The following is a 24871-nucleotide window of genomic DNA, read 5'->3' on the forward strand; positions in this document are numbered from 1 at the left end:
ACTCCCTAGCCCTTTCTCGTGTTGCGGCACGTTTTATTGGTTGATTTACTGCAGCTATATCACGGTATCATGCCAGGGTATTCGACGGTACGAACTTCGTTTTCCCTGTTATTTTTATCGACCATGACGACTGTCGGTTTGTGCGTTTGTGCTTCTGCTTCGGTAAAGAAGGCGTAACACATGATAATGACGCTGTCGCCGACTTGTACACAACGGGCAGCGGCGCCGTTAAGGCAAATTACGCCAGAGCGGCGCGGCCCCGGGATGACATACGTTTCGAGTCTGGCGCCGTTTTCGTTATTGACGACTTGGACGCGTTCGTTCGGCAATATATGGGCCTTTTCCATCAAGTCTTCGTCAATCGTAATGCTGCCCATATAGTGAAGATTTGCTTCCGTGACGGTGGCGCAGTGGATTTTTCCTTTTAAGAGATTGAGGATCATCGGGCGCCTCCCAGCAAGATATTGTCAATGAGACGTGTACTGCCGATGAAGACGGCAATGGCCAGAATGCTTTCCTGACCGAGTTCAGCTACCGGCTGGAGAGAAGGGAAATCATAAAGTTCGACATAGTCGATCACGGCGGACGGCTCGGATTGCAAGACGTTGCTGGCGATTTGCCGCAATGCCCGGCTCCGCCGTTCTCCGCATTCGTAAGCCTTAGCAGCGGACTGCAGACTGCGGTAGAGGACGACGGCCTTATCTTTTTCTTCTGAGGACAAGTATTTATTGCGTGAACTCATTGCCAAGCCGGACGCTTCCCGATGAATCGGAACCATGTTAATGCGAACGGGAAGGTTCAGATCTTTGACGAAATTTTTCACGACGACGACTTGTTGGGCGTCTTTCTGGCCGAAGAAGGCCTCATCGGCGCGAGACAGATTCATGAGCTTTACGAGGACTGTGGCGACACCGCGGAAGTGGGTCGGTCGTTTGGCGCCGCAGAGAATTTGCGTATAATCGCCTTCGACGTTGACGTAGGTGCTGTATCCTTTCGGATAAAGCGCTGCCACTTCCGGATGGAAAACAGCGTCAACGTGATGGGCTTCCAACTTGGCGCAATCGTCGGAAAAGGTGCGCGGATAGGCGGCGTAGTCTTCATTGGGGCCGAATTGTACGGGATTGACGAAAACGGAAGCAATGACGGTATCGCAGCGTTTGCGGGCGGCGTCCATCAAGGTCATGTGTCCGTCGTGCAGGGCTCCCATCGTGGGGCATAAACCGATCGTCTTGCCTTCTTTTTTTACGGCAGCCGTATATGCTTGTATTTCGGTGATAGTAGTTAAAATTTTCATCTTGAGACTCCTTTTATGACGGCCCGTGCAAGTGCAGGCAGCTTGCACGGGCGCTGTTTTTAAGATTGTACCGTGCGGGCTATGGCGGGCATTTCCTTTTTGTCACTGTAACGAACGAAATAATTTGCCAAAAGCGAGCCGGAAATATTGTGCCAAACACTGAAGATAGCGCCGGGGATCGCTGCGGCAGGGTTGAAGTACATAATCGCCAGGGAAGCGGCCATACCGGAATTCTGCATGCCGACTTCGATTGAAACGGTTCGTGCCTTACGTGAGTCGAGGCGGAAAAGGCGGGCCGACATATAGCCTAAGGCCAATCCGAAACTGTTGTGCAAAATGACGATCACAGCCATGAGCAAGCCGACTTCCGCCAGCTTTGATGCGCTGAGGGCCACGACACCGCCGACGAGAAGCACGATCATAATGACCGATACGATGGGCATAATCGGCATGACCCTTTCGACAAAAGCGGTGAAAAAGTGCTGAATGACCAGTCCCAACATAATGGGCAAGAGTACCATTTTTAAAATGGAAATCATCATTGCGGCGAAGGAAACTTCTATCCAGGCACCGGCCAAAAGCCAGGTCAGCGATGGCGTAACAACAGGCGCCAACAATGTTGTCATCAATGTCATTGAAACCGATAAGGCGACATCGCCTTTGGCTAAATACGCAATGACGTTTGACGCCGTACCGCCCGGACAGGCGCCGACAAGGATTACACCGATTGCCAATTCCGGCGTCAAGGCAAAGAGCCTGATCAGGCACCATGCGGCCAGGGGCATGATGAAGAACTGTGCAAAGACACCGATAAAAACATCGCGAGGCCGTTGTAAAATGATTTTGAAGTCGCGGAATGTGAGCGTCATGCCCATGCCGAACATGACGATTCCCAGCATCCACGATACGTACGGGCCGACCCAGGTCAGCGACTGTGGACGAAGGGCGCCGGCAACGCCGGCCAACACGACCCAAAGGGCCATCGTACTGACGATAAACGAAAAGAATTTTTTAATCATAGAACCTCCCAATTTTCATATTGGGGCAAAAGAAAACAGAAAACGCCTTTCGGTTTTCGACCGAAAGGCGCAAAATGACACGTATAACCTGCAAAATTTATGCATACCCAAACGGGTATGAACATACTATACGTATTCTTGTTGGTTACCTTTCTGTCTCGGTCCGAAGATCCAAGCAGATACAACAAGTGAAAATAATATCCGAAAAAGTATAACTCACCATGTGATGTTATCTTTTGCCTCGCCCGTATGGTAGCATGAAAATCGATGTATTGTCAATGTGAATAATAGAACAAATAGGACTGAAAGTAAATTATCCTGTTCCTTTTTGACACAATATGGCAAATAGAATACAATAACAGTATCTGTATAAAAGCAAAGGAAGTGTCCTTTTATGAAGCTGAAAATGATGGGAACCGTCTTGCTGGCAATTATCGCTTTGACAATGCCCGTCCTGGCCAAAGACAAGGAAATGGGTAAGGTCACGCCTGTCGCTTTGCGTAACTGGGGTGTCATTGACCTGCCGCAGAATATTCTTCTCGGAAGCGGTACACAACCGACTTTGACGGCGCAGGAAGCGGGCAATGATATGATTTCGCTTCTGCAGCGCATTTATCCGGCAGTGATCGAGTCCTATCAAATCGTTGAAAAAGATAATGCTGCTTTTCAATACGGCGTTCTGCTGCATACGACGCTGAGTAACAGTGATGTGGCGCAAATGATCGGCGCCGGCGGCACTGCGGATGACTTGGCGGCAGCAGCAACGGAGCGGCTGAAAACACAGCTGCCTTATGCGTTTCGCCTGACTCGGCCGCTGGCGGCGAAAAAAAGTAACGGCAATACTTTTTACGAAGGCGCTGTAGCGCGCAGCATGATCATTAACCGGGAATATTTCACAGAAAATATCCGCATCATTGCCTGGCAGCATGGCAGTGTTACGGAAATTATTTTGATTATTGCCGCCGGAGACGGAAACGATCAATTTTTGAATACCGTGACAGGTGTTCTGGAGAACATGAAGCAAGTTTCGAGCCGTAAATAGGAGGAGTCCGTATGATTCGATTTGAATGTGATTATCTGGAAGGAGCGCCGCAGGAAGTCATCAATGCCATCGGCAAAGTGAATTTTGAACAAAATCCCGGCTACGGCGATGATTCTCATTGTGCGCGTGCGAAAGCATTGATCAAAGAAGCCTGTGCGGCAGAAGACAGCGAAGTGTTTTTTGTTGTCGGCGGCACACAGGCTAATTTGACGATCATTGGGGCGGTACTGAAAAACTATCAAGGTGTAATTGCGCCGGTTACCGCTCATATTAATTGTCATGAAGCAGGCGCTATTGAAGCGACGGGGCATAAGGTTCTGACTGTTCGCACGGCAGACGGAAAGCTTTTGCCGGAGCAGATAGACAAGATTTGCCGTGACTATTGGAATGAAACGCATTGTACGCATATTGTGCAGCCGGGCATGGTCTACATTTCCCAGACAACGGAAGTGGGAACCCTTTATTCTAAAGCGGAAGTGGCGGCTATCTATGAAACATGCAAAAAAAATAAGCTCAAGCTGTTCATTGACGGCGCGCGCATTGGCTATGCCGTTCAGGCGCCTGGCAGCGATCTGACCCTTGCCGATCTGCCCCGTTGCTGCGACGTTTTTACCATTGGCGGCACGAAGCAAGGCGCACTTTTCGGTGAAGCTGTCGTCGTCAATGACGAAGAGCTGAAAAAAGAATTTCCCTATCACGTGAAGCAGCGAGGCGCATTACTTGCCAAAGGCTGGCTTTTAGGCGTGCAGTATGAAGTCCTTTTTACGGACAATCTCTTTTTGAAGCTGGCAGATCACGCCGCCCAATTAGCCGTCAAGCTTCGTGAAGGGTTTAAGGCGGCAGGTTTTGAGTTTTTGTACGATCATGAAACAAATCAGCAGCTGCCGGTTTTTACGCCGGAACAGGTTAAGAAACTCAGCCGGAAGTATACCTTTGACCACTTTGCCGATATGAAAGACGGTAGGATTGCCACGCGCTTCTGTACCTCTTGGGCGACGCGTGAAGAAGCGATAGATGCTTTGTTGGAAGATATCAAGACATTGTAAACGTTTCCATTTAGGGAGATGATAGCAGATGAAGCGTGTCTATTTCAGGGTTGCAATCGCTTTTATCTGGTTTTTGGCAATGATAGTTAACTTGCTTTCTCATGGAGAGACATCAATTATTCTTTTTTATGCTTTTGTTGGGAGCTGTTTTGTCTTTTCATCTTATCGGGCGTATAAGTCGATAAAATAAAAAGGCAAGTTGTATAACATATGGCGTTTGCTTTATAAAACAGTTTTGTACACTTGTACTTAGTCAATCGGACGGATTCGGATTCTGGACAGATCGATTGTTTGTTCAACGAGGCAACCGCTTTCGGAATTTATTGCGAAAGCGGTTGCTTTTTTGTGTCTTTTTCAGTCAATGATACTCTTGCTTTTAGTGAAAACAACTTTTTAACTGTCGAAAAACAGGATGTACTTTCTATTATTCTCAAAAATTATGTTCTTTCTATCTACATCGGATTTTTATGACCAGTTGGTAAGTGGTAGCACTATAATAGTATCCTGGTTATCTTGGTTAGGAGGCTTTACTCGCTATCTTAAGAGATCACAAAAGAGATTTTCTTTTGAAGCCATTCATTGTAAGGACAATGCATGGCTTATGCGGGCCGCATTTTATTTGTCGGCAGATTTCGTCAAACAACTGCCGTTCACAATCGCGAGTACAATCATTTTTTCGACGTTCTTTTCATTCTAGTTGTGACATCTGTTTGACAAATATACATTTTCCGCTCAATACCGTTGTTTACGTCATCATAAAAGCGGAAAACGGCAGTTTTACAATGACATGAAAAATGAAATTTGAATAGTAAAAATACATTTCCGTTCCATCTTCACCGTACTCTCGGAAGAAATTCGGAAGGATTAGAATTGTAGTCTTTATTAAGGCGCTACGTGTTCGCGGCTTTTGTCAGGTTGTCAAGGCTGTTTTCCATGGACTTCCAGCTTTCTTTTATGTTTGCCAGGTTTTTGGAAAGAGACTGGTATACTGGCGCTGTTTGTGTCGTATAATTTTTAAGATTATCGATGTTGTTTTTGGTCGTGTCAATATTTTCTTGAATGGCCGTAATGTTTTCGGCGTAGTCCGGTTCTGCTGTAAGGGTTAAGGATGTGCCGCCGGGGAAAAAGAGTTCTACCGTACCTATTTGCACGTTCCCGTCAATGATATGGAGTGCGTCTGTCTTAACATCGCCGACATGGGTGCTGATGATGACATCATAAAAATCCAACGTTTTATCGCGGTTGCTGAAGCGACCTTTCAAGTAATTGAAATGAATGGGGAAATAATATCCTTTGCCGGAATGGAAAGAACCGAAGGTAGTGAGATGACGAGGATCGCCGTCACATTCCATGGCTATGTCCAGATCGACAAGACAGTAGAATTGCATTGTTTTCAGCGCCGGACGGCTGTCTAATCCGGTACCGTTGCCGTAAATATGATAGGCTCTGGTTTCGATGTTGTAGTCTCCATACGCTTGCAGTTTTCCTGTATAGACATTGGCTGTCACATCAGAAAAATCAAGACGGGAGTTGTGGTAAACAACATTTCCTTTGACGTCGGTAAAGGAGAGTGCAGGCAACTCGAGTTTATCCATCCGCAAATGGCCTGTTGCATAAGGCGCCGTTATGGGGCCGTTTGCACGGAAAGTCAGGGTCATTTTGTCGTGAATCGCTGAGCCGAAGCCGAGTGATGACGGGTCGATGCCTAATAGAGAAATACTCAGATTCAGGATGGGAATTTGCGATTGCAAGTCGATAACGCCTTTTATGGCGGCGCCGTCTCCGACGGCAGTGCCACCGAAAGGACCGGCGGAAATATCCAGATCCAGACGTTTATCGGTATCGAGATGCAACGTTGTATTTAAGGCCGGTAAAATATAATGTTGGTTTCGATGGTATGATTCCAGCCTGCAGTTGTTCAGCGTCATCGTCAGTTTTATTTTGTTGCCGTTCCAATTCAAATTGCGGATCCGGTCTTCCCATGTTTTGCTTTCTTGCCGGTCCTGCTTAGCGGTTTCCGAGGCAATGACGTCAAGGTGCATGTCATTATCGAAATAAACAGCCAAAACGGCGTCATTTAAGGTGACTTCACGGAGTGTCGTGGACTTTATGGAATGGCTGATAATGTCCCAGGGATTTACGCGGAATGATCCTGTCGGTACGGCGGCGATCGTCCTGCCTTCGCTGTCTGTCCACAGCAGATCGGTGAATTCGACTTCACCGGTTATATCGGCCGAAATCGTATTGACGGTGACGGTGCCGCGTAGCATCGTTTGCTTGGCCATTTCCTTGTTGAAAATGAAAGCGGCGGCGTGACTGGCTGCGATTGCGAGAAGCAGGATTACGGCAGCCGTCAAAACGGTTACGGCCAATAAGGCGTAAAACCACTTTTTGTGCAATTGATAGTAATGATGCAGGTTGGTTTTCACGGATTCCTCTCCTTTATTTTCTTAATTATATCATAAAGTTTGTGTGTTTTGAGAGAAAATTTCTCAATTGAGTAGGCGATGGAAGTGAAGGCGCATGACTTTGGCGACGGGTTATCATATTGGTTTCAAGATTCAGATGTATTCACAGAAAGGAAAGCATCTTTTTGGCAGTTCAGCGGGAAAGTGGCGTGGTGATGTGGTATAATAATACAATATTGAGAGGGGAGGCGTTCGTATGTTAGGGACCATTATCGGCGATATTGTCGGTTCTCCGTATGAGCACAGCAGCGAGCCGATGAAAAGTAAGGACTTTCCCTGGTTTACCGAACAGTGCCGGTTCACAGATGATACGGTAACGACGGTAGCCGTGGCGATGGCCATACTGGAGGGAAAGCAGGCGCCGGGCGGGTATACAGAGCCGCTGCGGCGACAGTTGAAATATTGGTGCCGCAAATATCCCGATGTCGGCTTCGGCAGTTATTTTCGTGCCTGGTTTCTCCGTGATGCCGACGAGCCTTACGGCAGTTACGGCAACGGCGCCGCTATGCGTGTAGCGCCGGCTGCTTGGGCGGCCCGCTCGATTGCCGAAGCGCAGGAACTGGCAGAGCTTACGGCTGTTGTAACGCATAATCATCCGGAGGCGATCAAGGGCGCCGTGGCAGTGTCTTCTGCTCTGTACATGGCCCGTACCGGCAGCGATATGCAGTCGATTCGAGCCTATATACGCGCTCATTTTTATCCTCTTCGCGAAAAACTTGATGAGATCAGACCGTCTTATTTGTTTACGACGCATACGGCAGAGAGCGTGCCGCAGGCGATAGAGGCTTTTTTGGAAAGCGATTCCTTTGAAGATGCCGTAAACGGGGCCGTTTCACTCGGCGGCGATACCGATACGCAGGGGGCCATGGCAGGAGCTATGGCAGAGGGGATGTACGGCGTTTCTGCCGGTTGCTGGGAACGGGCCGTCAGGTATTTACCGCAAGATATACGGGAAGCTGTGAAGCAATTTCAACGCATTTATATGAACAGTATTCTCGATTAGAGAGGGATGATTCTGTTGTTAACGGAAGAAATAAAGCGGAAATTTGAATACTTACAGTGTATTTTACGGTCTATGGGCAGCGTCATTGTCGGGTTTTCAGGCGGTGTTGACAGCACCTTTTTAGCGTATACGGCGCATGCGGTGCTGGGTGATAAGGCATTGGCCATAACAGCCGTTTCACCCACATTGCCGCAAAGGGAGGCCGCTGCGGCAGAAAAGATGGCGAAAACTATCGGCATACGTCATTTGGCTGTAGCATCGAGGGAATTCGAAAACGGCGATTTTGTGGCAAATCCGCAGGACCGCTGCTACCATTGCAAAAAGATACGCTTTTCGGCCTTGGTCGATATGGCGGCTGAAAAAGGGTATGAATGGGTCATTGACGGCGGGAACGTAGATGATCTTCGAGATTATCGCCCCGGCATGGCTGCATTGAAGGAATTGGCCGATCATGTACGCAGTCCGATGATCGAGGCGCAGCTGACGAAGGCCGATATTCGCCTTTTGTCACGTGCCTTTGGGTTGGAAACGTGGAATAAACAAAGTGCGGCCTGTCTGGCCAGCCGTATTCCGTACGGTGTTGAACTTACCCCGGAGCGGCTGCAGCAAATTGATCGGGCCGAACAGGCTTTGTTGCCGTATATTCGAGGGGCCCTTCGAGTCCGTTATCATGGCGATGTCGCACGCATCGAAGCGGGGCCTGACGAGTTTCCGGCTGTTTTGGCACAGCGGCAGGATATTGTCGCCGCTGTCAGAAAAGCGGGCTTTACCTATGTCGCATTGGATTTGAACGGCTATGAAATGGGCAGCTTAAATGAACTGATCCACACGACGGAGGGGTGAACAAGATGGTGATGACGAAAAAGAAAAAAATGGAAATGCTGCAACGTTTTCAAGCCGAATACGGGATCATGAAACCGGCCCTGCATTATGGGACGCCTTTTGAATTGCTCGTTGCCGTCGTTTTGTCGGCGCAGTGTACGGATGAACGGGTCAATATTGTGACTGCCGGGCTTTTTCCGGAATACAATACGCCGCAGAAGATGTTGTCGTTAGGCGTTCTCGGATTGGAAGAGAAAATACGTACTTGCGGGCTGTACCGCAGCAAGGCTAAAAATCTCATGGCGACGTGCGCGATTTTATGTGAGACGTATCACGGGGAAGTGCCGCGCGACTTCGACAGTCTCGTAACCTTGCCGGGCGTCGGCAGAAAGACGGCGAATGTGCTGATCAGCGTGCTTTTTGACATTCCCGCTATTGCCGTTGATACGCATGTCTTTCGTGTCGCCAATCGGATGCAGCTGGCAGTCGGAAAAACGCCGTTGGAAGTAGAAATGGGCCTGCAGAAAGCAATACCGAAGGAATGGTGGAGTCGCGCTCATCACTGGCTGATCTGGCATGGTCGACGTATCTGTAAAGCGCGAACGCCCCTTTGCGAAGAATGTTTCCAAAGCGATCTCTGCCCCGGAAAAGAAAAGCGCTGAAATAAAATAGTTTTATTGACAAACGATTTGCCCATACGGTAAGATAACGTTGCCGGTAAAACGGCCATGCAAATAGGGGAGGTCCGCTCATGAATTTGGAATACGTAAAAGGCAGTTATCTTGATGAAATCATGTTTGAAAATAAACCTGTCTTATTCACCCTTGAAGGCTTGGGAAAAGGTAAAGAGGAAGAGGCCTGCCGTTACGGGCAGGAAATCTGGGACTGGATCCTGGCCCATCGCTCACGTGTCATGGCTCATGCGCCGTTGATCGCCAAATTTAAGAATGAGAAATGGCGTTGCGAATGGGAAGATGAAATTACGCCGGAACAGGTGCGGTCCTATTTGAGCAGGATCAATTCCGTATATGTGACATACGGAAAAGGATTTGATATCTTTTTTGATACAAGCGACATTTTTCAGGAACATTCCATTGTCGTATCCATGGGAAAGAATTTTCTTTTTAAAGGGTTTCGCCTGCTCTGATATATTGTAGAAAAAATAAAAATGTGATACAATGAATGCGATTTCAATAGTGAGGTGAATATAGATGGCAAAGCATATCATTACGATTAACACGGAATCGATTCAGAAGACGGCCCAATACGCCGGCTGCAGCGAATGCCAGACCTCGTGTCAATCTGCTTGCAAGACATCCTGTACGGTAGGCAATCAGGTTTGCACCAAATAAGTTCGTTTTTAAGGGGACACCCTTTACCGAGAGGTAAAGGGTATTCTTTTTATGTGGAGGAAATAATGAGTGAAAAAATAAGACCGATGATTCATAAATATATACAAAACGGTGTACATATGCTGCTTGACGTTAACAGCGGCATTATTAACGTCATTGATAAAATAACGTACGATATTCTCGATCATTATGACGGTACGAATAAGGATGCCGTGTTTGCGGCTTTATCCGGCTTGTACGGGCAGCAGGAATTGACGGAATCGCTGGCTGAACTGGATGAGCTTATTGCGAAAGAAATGCTCTTTGCGCCGATGTGTGAAAGCTTTGCGGTCGTTGCTGACGAAGAGCCCGTAGTCAAATCACTTTGCCTGAATATTGCCCATGACTGTAACTTGCGTTGCCGGTATTGCTTTGCTTCACAAGGCGATTACGATACGCATAAACGGGAATTGATGAGTTTTGATGTAGCCAGAAAGGCTGTCGATCTGCTCATCAGAAGTACGGAAGGCAAGCGGCAGCATTGCGAAATCGATTTCTTCGGCGGCGAGCCGCTACTGAATTTTGATGTCGTAAAAAAGACGATTGCCTATATCCGTGAGCAGGAAAAAATTCATGATCGCATCTTCAAACTCTCGCTGACGACGAACGGCATGCTCCTTGACGCGGAAAAAATCAGCTATTTGACGGATAATCATATCAGCTTGATTCTCAGTTTGGACGGGCGGCCCGATATTCATAATCGGATGCGGCCTAATGCCGGCGGCGGTGATTCGTATACGCCCTGTATGGAACATCAGTTGGATGCGGTCAAGAAACGGAACGGCGAAGAATATTATGTACGCGGAACTTATACGAAGTATAATCTTGATTTTACGAATGATGTAAAGCACATGGCCGATCTGGGTTTTGAAGGGCTTTCTATGGAGCCTGTCGTCGGCGATGATTTGTCATATGCCATTGAGACAGCCGACTTGCCGCGGATTTTTGACGAATATGATCACTTGACCGATCTCTACCTGCAGCGATACGCGACGGGGCATCCGTTTATTTATTACCATTTTATCATGGATCTGTACCGCGGTCCCTGTATAGCCAAACGGCTGCGCGGTTGCGGCGCCGGTCATGAATATATGTGTGTCGTTCCGGACGGACGCATTTATCCGTGTCATCAGTTTGTAGGGCAGGAGGAATACGTTATCGGTAATGTTGACGACGGCATTACCGATGTTGAGTTGCCGCTGATCTTTCGGGATATGCATGTTCTGAATAAACCGGAATGCCGCAACTGTTGGGCCAAGTTTTTTTGCAGCGGCGGTTGTCATGCCAACAATATCAAATATGGCGGCGGCATTACTCGGCCGTATGAATTGAGCTGCGCGATCCAGAAAAAGAGGATTGAGTGCGCCATGTATATTCAAGCCGTTTTGGCCATGAAAAAGCGGCGTGAAGAATCGGCAGCGGAAGCGGGGGAAGATCGTGCGGAAGCTTAAGGCGTTTCTTTGGATCATCGTCTTCGTTTATCTGCTTTACGCTATCTGGCGTGACGGATTGCAGACGGAATTGCTGGTTATTCTGGTGCTTGCCGTCTTTACGTTGGCCATGCAGATCCGCATGAACAGATGGAAGAAAAAGGCCTTGCGAAAGAAAGAGTGAACGTTTTTTTCGGCTACAAAATAGAAAGGTCAAAATGCACCAAAAAGGTTGACTTTAATAATCGCATGGAGTAATCTAAGGGTAGTAAATTTGGATGGATTTTAAAATAAGTAGGTATAAATCAATATCATCTATTTGGGAGTGATAAGAACATGAGTGAATTAGTAAGAGTAGAAGGCCTGAAGGTTGCTGTGGAAGGCAAGGAAATTCTCAAGGGTCTCGACCTGGTTATCAACAAGGGAGAGACACATGTCATTATGGGATCCAACGGCGCCGGCAAATCGACGTTATTTCATGCGATTATGGGCAACCCCAGCTACAAGGTGACGGCAGGCCGCATTTTCTTTGAAGGAAAAGAAATTACGGATATGCCGGTAAACGAACGTGCCAAGGCAGGCATTTTCATGGCTTTTCAGCAGCCTATTGCCGTACAGGGAATTACCGTCGAAAACTTCCTGCGCAATGCTAAAAGCACGGTAACCGGTGAGACGCAGCGGATCATGCCGTTTCGGAAAAAAATGCATCAGCAAATGGAAAAGCTCGCCATGCAGCGCTCCTATGGCGAACGTTATGTCAATGACGGCTTTTCCGGCGGTGAACGGAAGAAGACGGAAATCCTTCAGATGTGTATGCTCGAACCGAAACTGACGATGCTAGATGAAATCGATTCCGGCCTTGATGTCGATGCCGTTCGCATCGTGTCTGAAACGGTTGCCGCTTACCATAATGAAAATAATTCGATTCTCGTTATCACCCATCACAGTGAAATTCTTCAGAAGCTGCGGCCTGACTTCGTTCATGTGTTGATCGACGGTCGTATCATCAAGACCGGCGATGCCTCTCTGATCGATGACATTGAAGCCAACGGCTATGATGTTTATAAAGAACAGATAAAATAGGGGGAGGTCTCTATGGCAGAAGAAAAAAAAGTTGCCGAAAAGATGAACGAGATCAATTCCAAGATCAGTTCGCTTTCCGAATTCGGCAATATGTATAACTTTAAAAAAGATTTTAAATACGATTTTAAAACGGATGCCGGATTGACGCCGGCGATTGTGCGGGAGATTTCGGAGCAGAAACGGGAACCGCAATGGATGCTCGATTTTCGTATGAAGTCGCTGGAGTTGTTCTATAAAATTGATTATCCGACTTGGGGACCCGATATCAGCGAATTGGAAATGGATAATATCGTTACTTATGTGCGGCCGAAAGCCCAGATGAAGGCGGATTGGAATGAAGTCCCCGATGATATTAAAGATACCTTTGATCGTCTCGGTGTTCCGGAAGCGGAGAAGACATCGCTGGCCGGTGTCGGCGCGCAGTATGATTCGGAAGTCGTTTATCACAGTATCCAAGATGAGCTGGTTCAACAAGGCGTTATTTATACCGATTTTGATACGGCGTTGAAGGAGCATGAAGCGGTTGTCCGCAAGCATTTTATGAAGCTCGTGCCGCCTACGGATCATAAGTTTGCCGCGCTGCACGGTGCCGTTTGGTCGGGAGGCTCCTTCGTTTACGTTCCTGCCGGCGTCGATGTTTCGATTCCGCTGCAAAGTTATTTCCGCCTTAATGCGCCGGGCGCCGGTCAGTTTGAGCATACGCTGATTATTGTGGAAAAAGGGGCGAAAGTTCATTTTATCGAAGGCTGTTCGGCGCCTAAATACAACGTTGCCAATCTGCATGCCGGGTGCGTCGAGCTCTTTATCGGCGATGATGCGACGCTGACTTATTCAACGATCGAAAACTGGTCCAAAAATATGTATAATCTCAACACGAAACGGGCGATTGTCGGCAAGAACGGTACCATCAATTGGGTAACCGGATCGTTCGGCTCGCACACGTCCTGTCTTTACCCGATGAGTATCCTTCAAGGTGAAGGGGCGCATTGCGAATTTACAGGCGTGACCTTTGCCGGTAAAGGGCAATACCTCGATACGGGATCCAAGGTTGTACACAATGCGCCGAATACGACGAGCAATATCGATTCCAAGTCCATTTCCAAAGACGGCGGCACCTGTATCTATCGTGGCAGCGTCGTCATCAATGAAAAGGCGGCGGGATCGAAAGCGAATGTCAGCTGCGAGTCGCTGATGCTTGACGAAATATCTCAATCCGATACGATACCGGCAATCGTCGTCAAGAACGACAATATTGATTTAGGACATGAAGCAAAGATCGGGCGTATTTCCGACGAAGCGATTTATTATCTCATGAGCCGCGGCCTGAGCGAAGACGAAGCGCGGGCCATGTTGGTACGCGGCTTCGTTGAACCCGTTTCCAAAGCGTTGCCGTTGGAATATGCCGTGGAAATGAATAATTTAATTAATTTGGAACTGAAAAGTTCTCTGTGAGAGGATGGCGATGAGAAATGATTACAGAAAAATATAATGAACTCCCTCGTCCCACCTTCCGCTGGATGAAAGTTAATCACCTGGAACTGCCGCAGCTGAAAGCGACGGGAAGACAGAAAATTACCATTCAGGAACGGCATGAAGGGGACGTGTCCGTCACGTTTTATGAAGGTGACGGTAAATTGCCTCTCGGCGATTTTACCGGAGCCGGAGCGGACTCGCTACAGGAAGCCGTCGGGCAAAGCATGACGGGCTGTGCGATCACGGGAAAAGCGGGAGGCGCAGGAAAGGTCTGGCTGACCTATTCGCTCAGTCAGGAATTACCGCAGATTGTCGGGCAGCTCAAGATTTCCGCGCCGGAAAACAGTAAACTTGAAGTTTATCTGACCTTTGACGGCGATGCGGAAAACGGCTCCGTCAACTTGTTGGAATATGTAGATGCTGCAGAAGCGGCTGCCGTCAAAATCTGCAAGGTTCAGCTTCATGGCGAGCAGGTGCGTCATGTGGAACATCGTTATGCCAGAAGCGGCAAAAACAGTTCCATCGATTATGTTAGCGCCGAAGTAGGCAGTAAGGCGGCGATCGTTTATTATAAGACCGATTTGACGCAGCGAGAAGGCGTTTTCTCAAGTAAGGCCATGTATCTCGGCAGTCGGGATCAGATTTTGGATTTTTCCTATTGGGTACCGCAGGAAGGGGAAAAGACCAAGACCGATATTCTGACGACGGGAGCGCTGATGGATACGGCGAAGAAGTATTTTCGCGGCACCATTGATTTCCTCCGGGGCTGTAAGAAGGCTGCCGGCTCCGAATCGGATATCTGTCTGCTGCTGAGCCCCGACGTGCATTCCATTTCTTTGCCGCTGCTGTTGTGCAAAGAAGATGATGTCGTCGGTGATCACGCTTCCAGTGCCGGACAGATCGATAAGGATATGCTCTATTATTTGATGAGCCGCGGATTCAATCGTGAAGGCGCGCAACTGATTATTGTCGAATCCAATATTCGTCCTGTCATTGACAGCCTCGGCGATACGGATATGGAAAACAAAGTCTTGCAGGCTGTCAGAGATAAAATGGAATTTTGTCGTCAGAAAGGTGATTGCAATGATAAATGTACGAAAAGATTTCCCCATCTTGACTAAAGTTCACAACGGTCATCAGATCGTTTATTTCGACAACGCCGCGACGACGCAAAAGCCGAAGCAGGTCATTCAGGCTATTGTCGATTTGTTGGAGAAACATAACGGGAACCCCCATCGCGGCGCGCATATTCTCAGTGTAGAAGCATCCCAAATTTATGATGATGCCAGAGAAGCGGTGCGGAAGTTTATTCATGCCGCGCACAGCGAAGAGGTCATCTTTGTCCGCAATGCAACGGAAGCGTTGAATCTCATTGCCAGAAGTTATGCCGAAACGCATTTGCAAAAAGGCGATAAGATCGTTATTCCCATTTCGGAACATCACGCCAACTTGGTTACGTGGCAGCGCGTTGCCCGGGTAACCGGCGCCGAATTGGTGTATATGTACCTTGATGACGAAGGGCATTTTACCGATGAGGATTTCGCTAAAATTGACGATAGAACGAAGATCGTCGCCTTTGCGGCGGTCAGCAACGTTCTCGGCATGAAGCGCCCTGTGAAGAAGATCATCGACGCGGCGCACGCTGTCGGCGCCGTTGCCGTCCTTGACGGTGCGCAGGCCGTGCCTCATATGAAATGTGATGTTCAGGCGTGGGATTGCGATTTCTTCGTCTTCTCCGGGCATAAGATGTGTGCTTCGGCGGGAACCGGCGTTTTATACGGTAAACGGGACCTTCTCAATGATATGGAACCCTTTCTCTTGGGCGGAGATATGATCGAGTACGTGCAGGAACAGACGACGACGTTCAATGTCTTGCCGTTCAAGTTCGAGGCCGGTACGGAAAACGTCGAAGGCGCGGCAGCCATGCATGCGGCGATTGATTATCTGGAAGGTATCGGCTTTGATGCCATTGAAGCGCACGAACACGAATTGACGGCTGCCTGTCTCGCCGGGATGAAAAAGCTGCCCTACATTCATATCATCGGCAGTACCGATCCGGCTGAAAAGACGGGTGTCATTTCCTTCACGATCGACGGTGTTCATCCTCACGATGCAGCTACCATTCTTGACAGCTACGGTATTGCTATCCGCTCAGGCCATCATTGCGCACAGCCCTATGGCGCACATATCCATGCTGAAGCTTCCAATCGCGTCAGCTTCTACATTTATAACACCATGGAAGAGGTCGAATACTTCCTCGATAAATTACCGCTTATCCGCAAACAGATGGGTTTTAAAGATTAAGGGGTGGCAATGTGATGGAAATGGATCAGTTATATTCTGATATTATTTTGGAGCATAACCAAAGTCAGGAAAATAAGAGAGAACTGGAAAAATTCACCTTACAGGAACACGGTCATAATCCCAGTTGCGGCGATGATATTACGCTGCGCGCCGATATTCAAGACGGCATTGTGAAAGATGCGGCTTATACCGGTCACGGCTGTGCCATCAGCCAGGCTTCGGCAGATATGATGATCGATGTTATTAAGGGGAAAACGGTGGAAGAAGCGCTGCGGTTGACCAATTTGTTCCTTGACATGATCAAACGGGAAGTTACGGATGATGATGAATTGGAAGATCTGGAAGATGCCATTGCGTTAAAAAATATTTCCAATATGCCGGCTCGTGTGAAGTGTGCCGTTTTGGCTTGGCATACGTTAAAGGAAGCCATTGAACGGGACCGTCAATAAGCCGGCCAGATAGCATAAAAGCACAGGAAAGAGGCGTTGTTTCTTTCCTGTGCTTTTATTTTTTTGTAAACAGTTCCGCACGTTTCCGGATGATATTGTCGAAGCGGGTTTTTGCGGCTATTGGAGAAGATTCTTGTATATACAGAGATTTGTGCTATGATAAGGAGTATTCAGCACAATATCGCCGTCGTGGGTATCCGTCGTTGCGTCTATGGGGGAATCGACTGGTTCCGTCCTGGGTTTGAAGATGTATTGATGATCTTTTTTATTTCACATTGCTGTGATGGGGACTGCGTACGTATGTTGCTGTTTATTTTGGATCGTTGTGGACTATAGTTTGCGGAAGGACTGAACGGCATATGCCAGCTTTTTTTGATTCTCTTGAACAAGAGATCCTCCATGGAGGACCGCATATACATTTATTAGCATTTCTTATTTGCCTGTCTGTAGGTATTGTGGTATTGCAATATGTTTTTCGTATTTTGATCGTTTTTCTGAGTAAGAGCCGGCATATTTCGGAAGATTGCCTGCGACAAATATTTCGTGCCATTCCTACCTGTGTTGGCATACTTATCGGTATTAAAATTGCCAAATGGAGTTTAACCGTTCCCGATTTTGTGCAGGCTTTTCTGGATGGATTGTTTCATACGGTGTTGACCGTTACCGTAACTATCCTGATTGCACATGTTATTTCTGCATACCTTAATTACAAACTGGATCGCAGTTCCAAACAGTATGCGGCGACGTCCATTTTGACGACTGCCATCAATTGTGTCGTGTATAGCATAGGTGCGTTGATAGTTCTCGATTCGTATGACATCTCTATTTCGCCACTGCTGACGGCTTTCGGCGTCGGCGGTCTGGCGTCGGCACTGGCGTTGCAGGATACCTTGTCAAATTTATTTTCTGGTATTACGATGTTGATGTCAAAGCAGATCCGTATTGGCGATTACATTCGGTTGGCAACCCATGAAGAAGGACGCGTTGTCGATTTGAACTGGCGCAATACGACGATACGAACGCCGACTGGCAATATGGTCATTGTACCGAATAAAACGATTGCCGCTTCAGCCTTGATAAACTATGAACAGCCGTTGGCAGAATGTACGATTACGATTCCTTTGAAAATCGTATACGGCAGTGATCTGCAACACGTGGAACAGGTGACGCTAGAGGTGGCGCAAGATGTTTTGCATCACAGTGAATACGGCGTGACCGGATTCCAGCCGAAAATACGGTTTACCGATTTAGGGGAATACGGTATTTCCTTTCTTGTCGTTTTGCGGATACGCAATATCGTTGACGAAGCTACCTTGCGGCATCAATTCATCAAGCGGATATATAAAAAGTATAAAGAAGAAGGTATTGCTCTTCTTATACGCAAGGATTGATGCCGTTGCAGCCGGCACGGTCAAATAACAACGACGGCCTCACATCGCGCGAGGCCGTCGCTGTTGCTGTTTATTTGCAGTGTTTGTCGTTGTTGACGAGATCGTTCGTGTCATAGGTTCCGAAAAACTGGAGAGCCGTAAAAACGGCGGCTGCCGCGGCGAAGGCGACGATGCTGGTCCATTGCGCCGATTTAAAGCCCCAGAGGAGTGCGTTGTAGTCGCCGCGCAAGTACTCCAGAAAGAATCGTTCGACGGCATAAAGCATGACATAGAGACTAAAGACCTGTCCTTTTTTATGGCGGAAGGAACTGAAAAAAAGAAGGATGACAAAAATCAGAATATCAATTTGCCCTTCCCATACTTCAGCAGGCCACAGCGGTTGATTTCCATAGGTGCGATAGGCCAATGTCGTATCGGGATAGATGATGCCGAAGCCGCTGCCCGTGGGATGACCGAAGGCGTCACCGTTCATCAGATTGGCCATGCGCCCGATTGACTGCCCGAGGATGATGGCCGGTGCCAACAGGTCGCCGAAAGCCCAGGTGTCGATTTGATGGAAGCGCGTGTAGAGTATGCCGGCAACGGCACCGAAGATCAGCCCCCCTTGGATGGCCATGCCGCCTTGCCAGACGAAAGGAATTTCACTTAAATGGTTATGATAGTAAGGCCAGTCGAAGAAAAATACATCCCACAAACGGCCGCCGACGATGCCGGACAGACCGCAGTACATGGTGAAATCAAAGATATGGACATGCCAGCCGCGGCCGTCCCGTTTCATGATATAATACGCCGTCATGCCGGCTGCGACGATACCGGACAGAAAAAGCAGGCCGTAGGCACGGATCGGAAAGGAACCGATAAAAAATAAGTATTGATGCATGGAACAGACTCCTTACTGTGATATAATGGTGAACAGGTTTACTGTGTATCGTTTACAGTAGTCATTATACTATGTATATTCGGATTTTTCAGTAATTTTGTGCGGAACGGAGAGTAAATAATGGTAAATATGATACATATACAGCGGGTTGCGGCATTGTTGCTGATCAGTTTGTCTGCCTTTTCTTACGTTGCAGCGGCAGGGAATGAACCGGTTCTTTCTTCGACGGCGGCAAAAAAAACGGTGCTTTCGGCGCAACGGGAAGGGACGATAAAAGAGGCTGCCGCTTTTGCCGTACCCGTCCTCGAGGCGCCGCCTTCCGACGCCCTTGCCAACGAGTTGAAGATCACCGAAGATGACGGGCGCTGGCTTGTTTCCGGTCGCGCGCTGGAACAATACGGGTTGTACCAGACAACGGATAAACAAGGTGTGTATCGGATGATTTTACCGGCAGAGACGGCGCCGACAGACATGACGGAAAGCGATCGCAATGTGGATTTGATGCTGCCGGGCAAAGAGATTCGGAACGGGTATGCCGTGGATATTCGTCATTTGCTCGGCCCTCTTGGGATCAGTTACGCGTTGGAAGGGAATGAAAAACGCCTATTGGCTTTTCCCGAGCGGGGGCGCGTTGCACCGGTTTTGAAACGGCAACAGCCGCCTGCTTTCGGCAAAGCGGGACAGAGTGTGTTGCACACGGTGCTTTTCTGGGACCCGGCGATGGCGGAGAACGATACGGTGCAGCGCCTGGATGTGACGCAGCCGGTTATTTCGCCGTGCGCATTTCGCATGACTGCGGCCGGCATCTCGTTGAGAAGCAACGAGATGGATCGGGTGGACGGGAAATACAGCGAGAAGGGGTATGCGTTGTGGCCGCTTGTCGACAACGGGTTTGATCCGGATGTGACGCATAACATTCTTGCTGATCCGCGCTTGCAGGAGAAAGTGATTAAAGAATTGGTCGGCTATGCGGTGCTGTACGGGTTTCACGGCTACAATCTGGATTTTGAAAATATCCGGTATGAAGACCGTGATCGGCTGACCGCGTTTGTAGCGAAGCTCGCCGCCGCCTGTCATGGTTGGGGACTGAACGTTTCCATGGATATAACCCCGCTGTCGGACAGCAAAGAATGGTCGCTCGTTTATGACCGACAGGCGTTGGCGCCGTATCTGGACTATGTCGTTCTCATGGCCTACGATCAGGTCGGCAGGACCAGTTCGACGGCCGGTCCCGTTGCATCGTATCCGTGGGTCGTTCACAGCGTGGAAACGTTGAAAGCATTGGTGCCGGCGGAAAAAATTATCCTCGGTATTCCGCTCTACATGAGGATTTGGTATGAAACGGATGCAAATGAAAATTTGCCCGACGCTTTAGACAAATGGCCGAAAACAGTGGCTGAAGCAAAACGCGATCGCCCCGGAAATGCGATGATTGCTCCTAACGTCGGTACAAGAAAGGAACGGAAACTGTTTGTTCGGACCTTGACCTTGGCGGACAGCAAAAAACTCGCGGAAAAATATGCCGCTTACCTCACTTGGGATGAAAGACTGCAGCTCAATTACTTGGAATTGCCACTGGTTACGGGAACCGTAAAAATCTGGTTCGAAGATGACAAAACGCTGGCGGCGAAACGGAACTTGGCAGTTCGTGAAGGTCTCGGCGGTGTCGCCTTTTGGCGCAAGGGATTTGAAGATAACGGCTTTTGGCAAGGATTTGCAAAACATGAATTGACTTGAGACAGCGGGAACACTATAATAGTACCAATAACGTTGCATTTACGGCATAAAGCGGCAGTACAATAGGAGGCAAAAAGATAAATGGAAAAGTACATTCCCCAGGAAATAGAAACGAAATGGCAGAAAATATGGCAGGAAAATCATAGTGACTGCTGTCCTGACGACAACGGCAAACCGCCGTACTATGTATTGGAAATGTTTCCTTATCCCTCCGGAAATCTTCATATGGGTCATGTGCGCAACTATACGATCGGTGATGTCATTGCCCGTTATCGTCGTATGAACGGATTTAATGTCCTTCATCCCATGGGATTTGATGCCTTCGGTATGCCGGCGGAAAATGCGGCTATTAAACGGAATATTCCGCCTAAAGAATGGACCTACAGCAATATTGCGAATATGGAACGGCAGCAGAAGGCGCTCGGCCTTTCGTATGACTGGGAGCGTGAAGTGGCGACATGCCATAAAGAGTACTATAAATGGACACAGTGGATTTTTGAACTTCTTTATAAAAAAGGATTGGCTTACCGCAAGGAAGCGAAAGTAAACTGGTGCGAGTCATGCAACACGGTATTGGCCAACGAACAGGTTATCGACGGGAAATGCTGGCGTTGTGATCACGATGTCGTTAAAAAAGATCTGAAACAATGGTTCTTTAAAATTACGGATTATGCCGATCGCCTTTTGGCCGACTTGAACTTGTTGGAAGGTTGGCCCGACCGCGTCAAGGTCATGCAGCGTAACTGGATCGGCCGCAGCGAAGGCGCTAATTTTTTCTTTGATATCCCGGAAATCGGGGAAAAGGTGGAAATGTTTTCGACCCGTATCGACACGGTTTTCGGTTCGACTTTCGTCGTTTTGGCTCCGGAGCATCCCTTTGTCGAACGGTTGATCAAAGGCAAGCCCAATGAACAGGCGTTGCGAACATTTATTGGGCAGATGAAAAATCAGAGCGATCTGGAACGGACGTCTAATGAAGCGGAAAAAGTCGGCATGTTTACCGGTGCTTACGCCGTTAACCCGCTGAATAACGAACAGGTGCCGATCTGGATTGCCAATTACGTTTTGGCTGATTACGGTACTGGCGCCGTCATGGGCGTTGCCGGTCATGATCAGCGCGATTACGAGTTCTGCAAAAAATATGGCATTCCTATTCATTATGTCATCGACGATCCTGAAGGTAACTACGATTTCAGCGGTAACGGCGACACGGCATTTACCGGCGAAGGCGTATTGATGAATTCGGGAGAATTTAACGGCCTGACGATCGAAGAAGGGCAGAAGGCCATTACAAAATGGCTGGAAGAACATCACTGCGGCAAAGGGACCGTTAATTTCCGTTTACGGGATTGGCTTATCTCCCGTCAGCGATATTGGGGTGCTCCCATTCCCGTCATTTATTGTGAAAAGTGCGGTGAACAGTTGGTGCCGGAAGAACAGCTTCCCGTAGAACTTCCGGAAGACGTCCAGTTTACGGCAGGTGCCGTTTCTCCATTGGCAACGAGCGAAAAGTTCATCCATTGCACTTGTCCGAAATGTGGCGGTCCCGCTGTTCGCGAAACGGATACGATGGATACGTTCGTCTGTTCGTCATGGTATTATCTTCGTTACACCGATGCACGCAATACAGCGAAGCCCTGGGATCCGCAGAAAGCCAATCATTGGATGAATGTCGATCAATATATCGGCGGTATTGAGCATGCGATTCTGCATTTGCTGTATTCCCGCTTTTTGATGAAGGTATTTCATGATGAAGGGTTTGCAGAAGCTGTTGAACCTTTTGAGCGATTGCTGACGCAGGGCATGGTGCTGAAAGACGGCAGCAAGATGTCCAAATCGAAGGGGAACGTCGTTTCTCCGGAAGAGATACTGGAAAAATACGGCGCTGATACGGCGCGTCTTTTCATCCTTTTTGCGGCCCCTCCGGAACGTGATCTGGAATGGTCCGATCAGGGCGTTGAAGGTTCTTATCGTTTTCTGAATCGCGTTTGGCGCATTGCGCATCAGTTTGCCGCCTTGGCAAAGAGCGGCGATGTGGGCCGGCGGGATTATACGGAAGCGGAGCGGGAGTTACGCTTGAAAGAGCATGCATCTATTGCCAAGGTGAGTGCCGATGTACAGGGGCAGAACGGTACATATGCGTTGAATACGGCTGTCAGTGCAATTATGGAGTTGGTTAACGCCATGTATGCCTACAGTAATGAACATACCGATATTCATCACGATGTAGCCGCAGAGGTAAACACCAATTTGTTGAAGCTGCTGGCGCCGTTTACACCGCATATCGCTGAAGAATTATGGCACCTGATCGGTGGGGCGGGAAGCATTCATGCGCAAACCTGGCCGCAAGTGGATGAGGCGGCTTTGGTCGTCAACAGTATTGAACTGCCGATCCAGATTAACGGCAAAGTCCGCGAACGAATTACGGTAACGCCGGATATCGGTCCGGACATACTGAAGGAAAAGGTATTGGCTATGCCGCGCGTGCAGGAATTTATCGGCAATAAAAACGTAGTGAAATTCATTGTCGTTCCCAAGAAAATCATTAATATCGTTATAAAATAAAAAGAGGGATGCCGCCGGCATCCTTCTTTTAAAAACGTGCCGGGAGAGGATAGCTTGATTAGAGAACTTGAAGTCTTACGTCAAAGATGGGCGAGCAGAGACGTCATCCAATCACCTTGCCTGAACAACAGAGCCTGTGCGGTTCTGGTCCCGTTGGTTATGGATAAAGGGGTTCCGTCTCTGTTATTTGAGGTGCGCAGTTATGATCTGCAGTGGCAACCGGGCGATATCTGTTTTCCCGGTGGAGTAATCGAAGCTGATGATTCGTCGTCAAAAGAGGCGGCTTTGCGCGAAACCAGGGAAGAATTGGAAATGGCGGCAGAGGAAATCGCATATTTCGGTCCTCTGGACTATCTGGAGTCTCCCGTCGGAGTTACGATCTGGCCTCATCTCGGCTTTTTAGAGCGAGTGCCGACAGTTAAGAAAAGCGCTGAAATTGATCATCTCTTCACAGTTCCGTTGAATTGGTTTCGTGAAGAACGAATGGAAACTGCCAAAATTGAATTGGCGACACGGCCCGTACCCGGTTTTCCGGCTGATATTCCTTATGCAGGCGATCGTAATTCGTGGAAACGCCGAAGGACATATGATGTCTATTACTGTAAGTATAATGAATATGTTATTTGGGGCATTACGGGCCACATCATCAAAAATTTTCTGGAAATAACGGATGATATGCAAAAAAATTCGGTGTCTGTTCATTTATGTTCTAAATAGAACTTGTTGAAGCAGTCGTCCGAACGGAACAATCATTTGAGTATGGTATTTGATTAATTTTGTTGCATGAAAGATAATTAGGAAATGGATATTTTGAAATGTTGTTTTTGTGGGGCCACTCTTGATATTCTGGCCCATCAGAAGAAGAGAAAAGTTTTTCCGTTTGAATAAGAACCTAGTTTTGAAATGAGTTTGAATGAAGGGAGGACGGGTGAATAGTTTGATTAGATATTTAAAAGGAAGATGGAGAAGTAGTTGTTACATGAGGTGATTACTCGTTGGTGATGTAGAGTGAGTGTAATTATTTTGGTATTAATTGCAAAATATGGAACCTGAAGAAGTCTCAATAGTTAGTGTCATGGATCCCTTTGACAATAAATTTATTAATGAGTAATCAGATTTAAGAATATCATTGTTTTTATAGATCAGTATTGTTTGGTGAATTAAATGGAGAAAGTTGAAAGAATTATGAGTGTTCTTATATTAATTACGTAGAAAATTTTTGCAAATTGATTTAAGAAAACAGTACTTTCAGAAGATTTAAATCCGATAACACAATCTTACAAAGGATAAGTAATGCCCTCATTAAGGTATTGATTTATGTTGTGAAAAGTTATACAATTAACAAAGAGCATACAGATAGTGACTATTTATCAAATGCAAGGTATTTAAAACGTATTTTCAGTTTAGATGTAGCTATGATTATGGGCTAGATAGTTTAAGGCCTATTCATAAATTAAAGTGTTTTATTATTTTT

Annotated in this window: 23 protein-coding genes; 18 read left to right on the top strand and 5 right to left on the bottom strand. The window is 47.7% G+C overall.

The window, feature by feature from the left end; translation table 11 throughout:
• Positions 1-59 precede the first annotated feature (59 nt).
• The 3 genes from panD to HMPREF1250_RS04300 are packed head-to-tail and all read right to left on the bottom strand — an operon-like array spanning position 60 to position 2313.
• Positions 60-443 (bottom strand): aspartate 1-decarboxylase, encoded by a 384-nt coding sequence (panD, locus tag HMPREF1250_RS04290; protein WP_023053403.1) that lies wholly within the window; start codon positions 441-443, stop codon positions 60-62.
• Complete coding sequence (panC, locus tag HMPREF1250_RS04295) at positions 440-1294, bottom strand: pantoate--beta-alanine ligase (protein ID WP_023053406.1); 855 nt, start codon at positions 1292-1294, stop codon at positions 440-442. Before panC ends, panD begins: the two co-directional genes overlap by 4 nt.
• Before the next feature lie 59 nt (positions 1295-1353).
• Positions 1354-2313, bottom strand: coding sequence for a bile acid:sodium symporter family protein (locus HMPREF1250_RS04300; protein ID WP_023053410.1), 960 nt, complete (start codon positions 2311-2313; stop codon positions 1354-1356).
• Between the two features lie 394 nt (positions 2314-2707).
• Here HMPREF1250_RS04300 and HMPREF1250_RS04305 point away from each other — a divergent pair, with 394 nt between their 5' ends.
• Positions 2708-3355: a hypothetical protein gene (locus tag HMPREF1250_RS04305; protein ID WP_023053398.1), complete on the top strand. Its 648-nt coding sequence runs from the start codon at positions 2708-2710 to the stop codon at positions 3353-3355.
• 11 nt (positions 3356-3366) lie between these two features.
• Positions 3367-4401 (top strand): threonine aldolase family protein, encoded by a 1035-nt coding sequence (locus HMPREF1250_RS04310; protein ID WP_023053417.1) that lies wholly within the window; start codon positions 3367-3369, stop codon positions 4399-4401.
• An 890-nt stretch (positions 4402-5291) separates the two neighbouring features.
• Here the strand turns inward: HMPREF1250_RS04310 and HMPREF1250_RS04320 are convergent.
• The gene (locus HMPREF1250_RS04320; RefSeq protein WP_023053412.1) at positions 5292-6830 is read right to left on the bottom strand and encodes a hypothetical protein; all 1539 of its coding nucleotides are present in this window, start codon (positions 6828-6830) and stop codon (positions 5292-5294) included.
• A gap of 235 nt (positions 6831-7065) precedes the next feature.
• Between HMPREF1250_RS04320 and HMPREF1250_RS04325 the strand changes: the two genes are divergently transcribed.
• The 13 genes from HMPREF1250_RS04325 to HMPREF1250_RS11545 all read left to right on the top strand — a co-directional run bounded on the left by HMPREF1250_RS04325 (position 7066) and on the right by HMPREF1250_RS11545 (position 18215).
• Positions 7066-7872: an ADP-ribosylglycohydrolase family protein gene (locus HMPREF1250_RS04325; RefSeq protein WP_023053415.1), complete on the top strand. Its 807-nt coding sequence runs from the start codon at positions 7066-7068 to the stop codon at positions 7870-7872.
• Between the two features lie 6 nt (positions 7873-7878).
• Complete coding sequence (gene larE, locus HMPREF1250_RS04330) at positions 7879-8715, top strand: ATP-dependent sacrificial sulfur transferase LarE (protein ID WP_023053404.1); 837 nt, start codon at positions 7879-7881, stop codon at positions 8713-8715.
• A gap of 5 nt (positions 8716-8720) precedes the next feature.
• A complete protein-coding gene (nth, locus tag HMPREF1250_RS04335) occupies positions 8721-9356 on the top strand; it encodes an endonuclease III (RefSeq protein ID WP_023053413.1) in 636 nt (211 codons plus the stop codon).
• A gap of 89 nt (positions 9357-9445) precedes the next feature.
• Positions 9446-9841: a DUF2262 domain-containing protein gene (locus HMPREF1250_RS04340; RefSeq protein WP_023053408.1), complete on the top strand. Its 396-nt coding sequence runs from the start codon at positions 9446-9448 to the stop codon at positions 9839-9841.
• Between the two features lie 64 nt (positions 9842-9905).
• Positions 9906-10046, top strand: a complete 141-nt coding sequence (gene scfA / locus HMPREF1250_RS11065) for a six-cysteine ranthipeptide SCIFF (RefSeq protein ID WP_071784755.1) — start codon at positions 9906-9908, stop codon at positions 10044-10046.
• A 65-nt stretch (positions 10047-10111) separates the two neighbouring features.
• Positions 10112-11536, top strand: coding sequence for a thioether cross-link-forming SCIFF peptide maturase (gene scfB / locus HMPREF1250_RS04345; protein ID WP_023053409.1), 1425 nt, complete (start codon positions 10112-10114; stop codon positions 11534-11536).
• Positions 11523-11699: a hypothetical protein gene (locus HMPREF1250_RS11540; protein WP_023053420.1), complete on the top strand. Its 177-nt coding sequence runs from the start codon at positions 11523-11525 to the stop codon at positions 11697-11699. Before scfB ends, HMPREF1250_RS11540 begins: the two co-directional genes overlap by 14 nt.
• A gap of 152 nt (positions 11700-11851) precedes the next feature.
• Positions 11852-12598, top strand: coding sequence for a Fe-S cluster assembly ATPase SufC (gene sufC, locus HMPREF1250_RS04350; RefSeq protein ID WP_023053418.1), 747 nt, complete (start codon positions 11852-11854; stop codon positions 12596-12598).
• Positions 12599-12640: 42 nt separating this feature from the next.
• A complete protein-coding gene (gene sufB, locus HMPREF1250_RS04355; protein WP_419177274.1) occupies positions 12641-14050 on the top strand; it encodes a Fe-S cluster assembly protein SufB in 1410 nt (469 codons plus the stop codon).
• Positions 14051-14067: 17 nt separating this feature from the next.
• Positions 14068-15192, top strand: a complete 1125-nt coding sequence (locus HMPREF1250_RS04360) for a SufB/SufD family protein (protein ID WP_023053400.1) — start codon at positions 14068-14070, stop codon at positions 15190-15192.
• Entirely contained in the window at positions 15155-16375 is a 1221-nt protein-coding gene (locus tag HMPREF1250_RS04365) for an aminotransferase class V-fold PLP-dependent enzyme (RefSeq protein ID WP_023053414.1), read from the top strand. The genes HMPREF1250_RS04360 and HMPREF1250_RS04365 overlap by 38 nt, the downstream gene beginning before the upstream one ends.
• Before the next feature lie 14 nt (positions 16376-16389).
• Positions 16390-16824 carry a Fe-S cluster assembly sulfur transfer protein SufU gene (sufU, locus tag HMPREF1250_RS04370; protein WP_023053402.1) on the top strand — a complete coding sequence of 145 codons (435 nt, stop codon included), beginning with the start codon at positions 16390-16392 and terminating at the stop codon, positions 16822-16824.
• 455 nt (positions 16825-17279) lie between these two features.
• The gene (locus tag HMPREF1250_RS11545) at positions 17280-18215 is read left to right on the top strand and encodes a mechanosensitive ion channel family protein (protein WP_231391281.1); all 936 of its coding nucleotides are present in this window, start codon (positions 17280-17282) and stop codon (positions 18213-18215) included.
• Positions 18216-18285: 70 nt separating this feature from the next.
• On the opposite strand, the gene lgt is transcribed toward HMPREF1250_RS11545, so the two are convergent.
• Complete coding sequence (lgt, locus tag HMPREF1250_RS04380) at positions 18286-19095, bottom strand: prolipoprotein diacylglyceryl transferase (protein WP_023053416.1); 810 nt, start codon at positions 19093-19095, stop codon at positions 18286-18288.
• A gap of 120 nt (positions 19096-19215) precedes the next feature.
• Between lgt and HMPREF1250_RS04385 the strand changes: the two genes are divergently transcribed.
• The 3 genes from HMPREF1250_RS04385 (at position 19216) to HMPREF1250_RS04395 (ending at position 24114) form a co-directional block, all read left to right on the top strand.
• A complete protein-coding gene (locus tag HMPREF1250_RS04385) occupies positions 19216-20832 on the top strand; it encodes a glycosyl hydrolase family 18 protein (RefSeq protein ID WP_023053419.1) in 1617 nt (538 codons plus the stop codon).
• Positions 20833-20913: 81 nt separating this feature from the next.
• Entirely contained in the window at positions 20914-23397 is a 2484-nt protein-coding gene (gene leuS / locus HMPREF1250_RS04390) for a leucine--tRNA ligase (RefSeq protein ID WP_023053411.1), read from the top strand.
• Positions 23398-23451: 54 nt separating this feature from the next.
• Entirely contained in the window at positions 23452-24114 is a 663-nt protein-coding gene (locus HMPREF1250_RS04395; RefSeq protein ID WP_231391282.1) for an NUDIX hydrolase, read from the top strand.
• The last annotated feature ends 757 nt before the right edge of the window (positions 24115-24871 follow it).

The organism is Megasphaera vaginalis (ex Srinivasan et al. 2021), assembly GCF_000478965.1.
Classification (GTDB): domain Bacteria; phylum Bacillota; class Negativicutes; order Veillonellales; family Megasphaeraceae; genus Megasphaera; species Megasphaera vaginalis.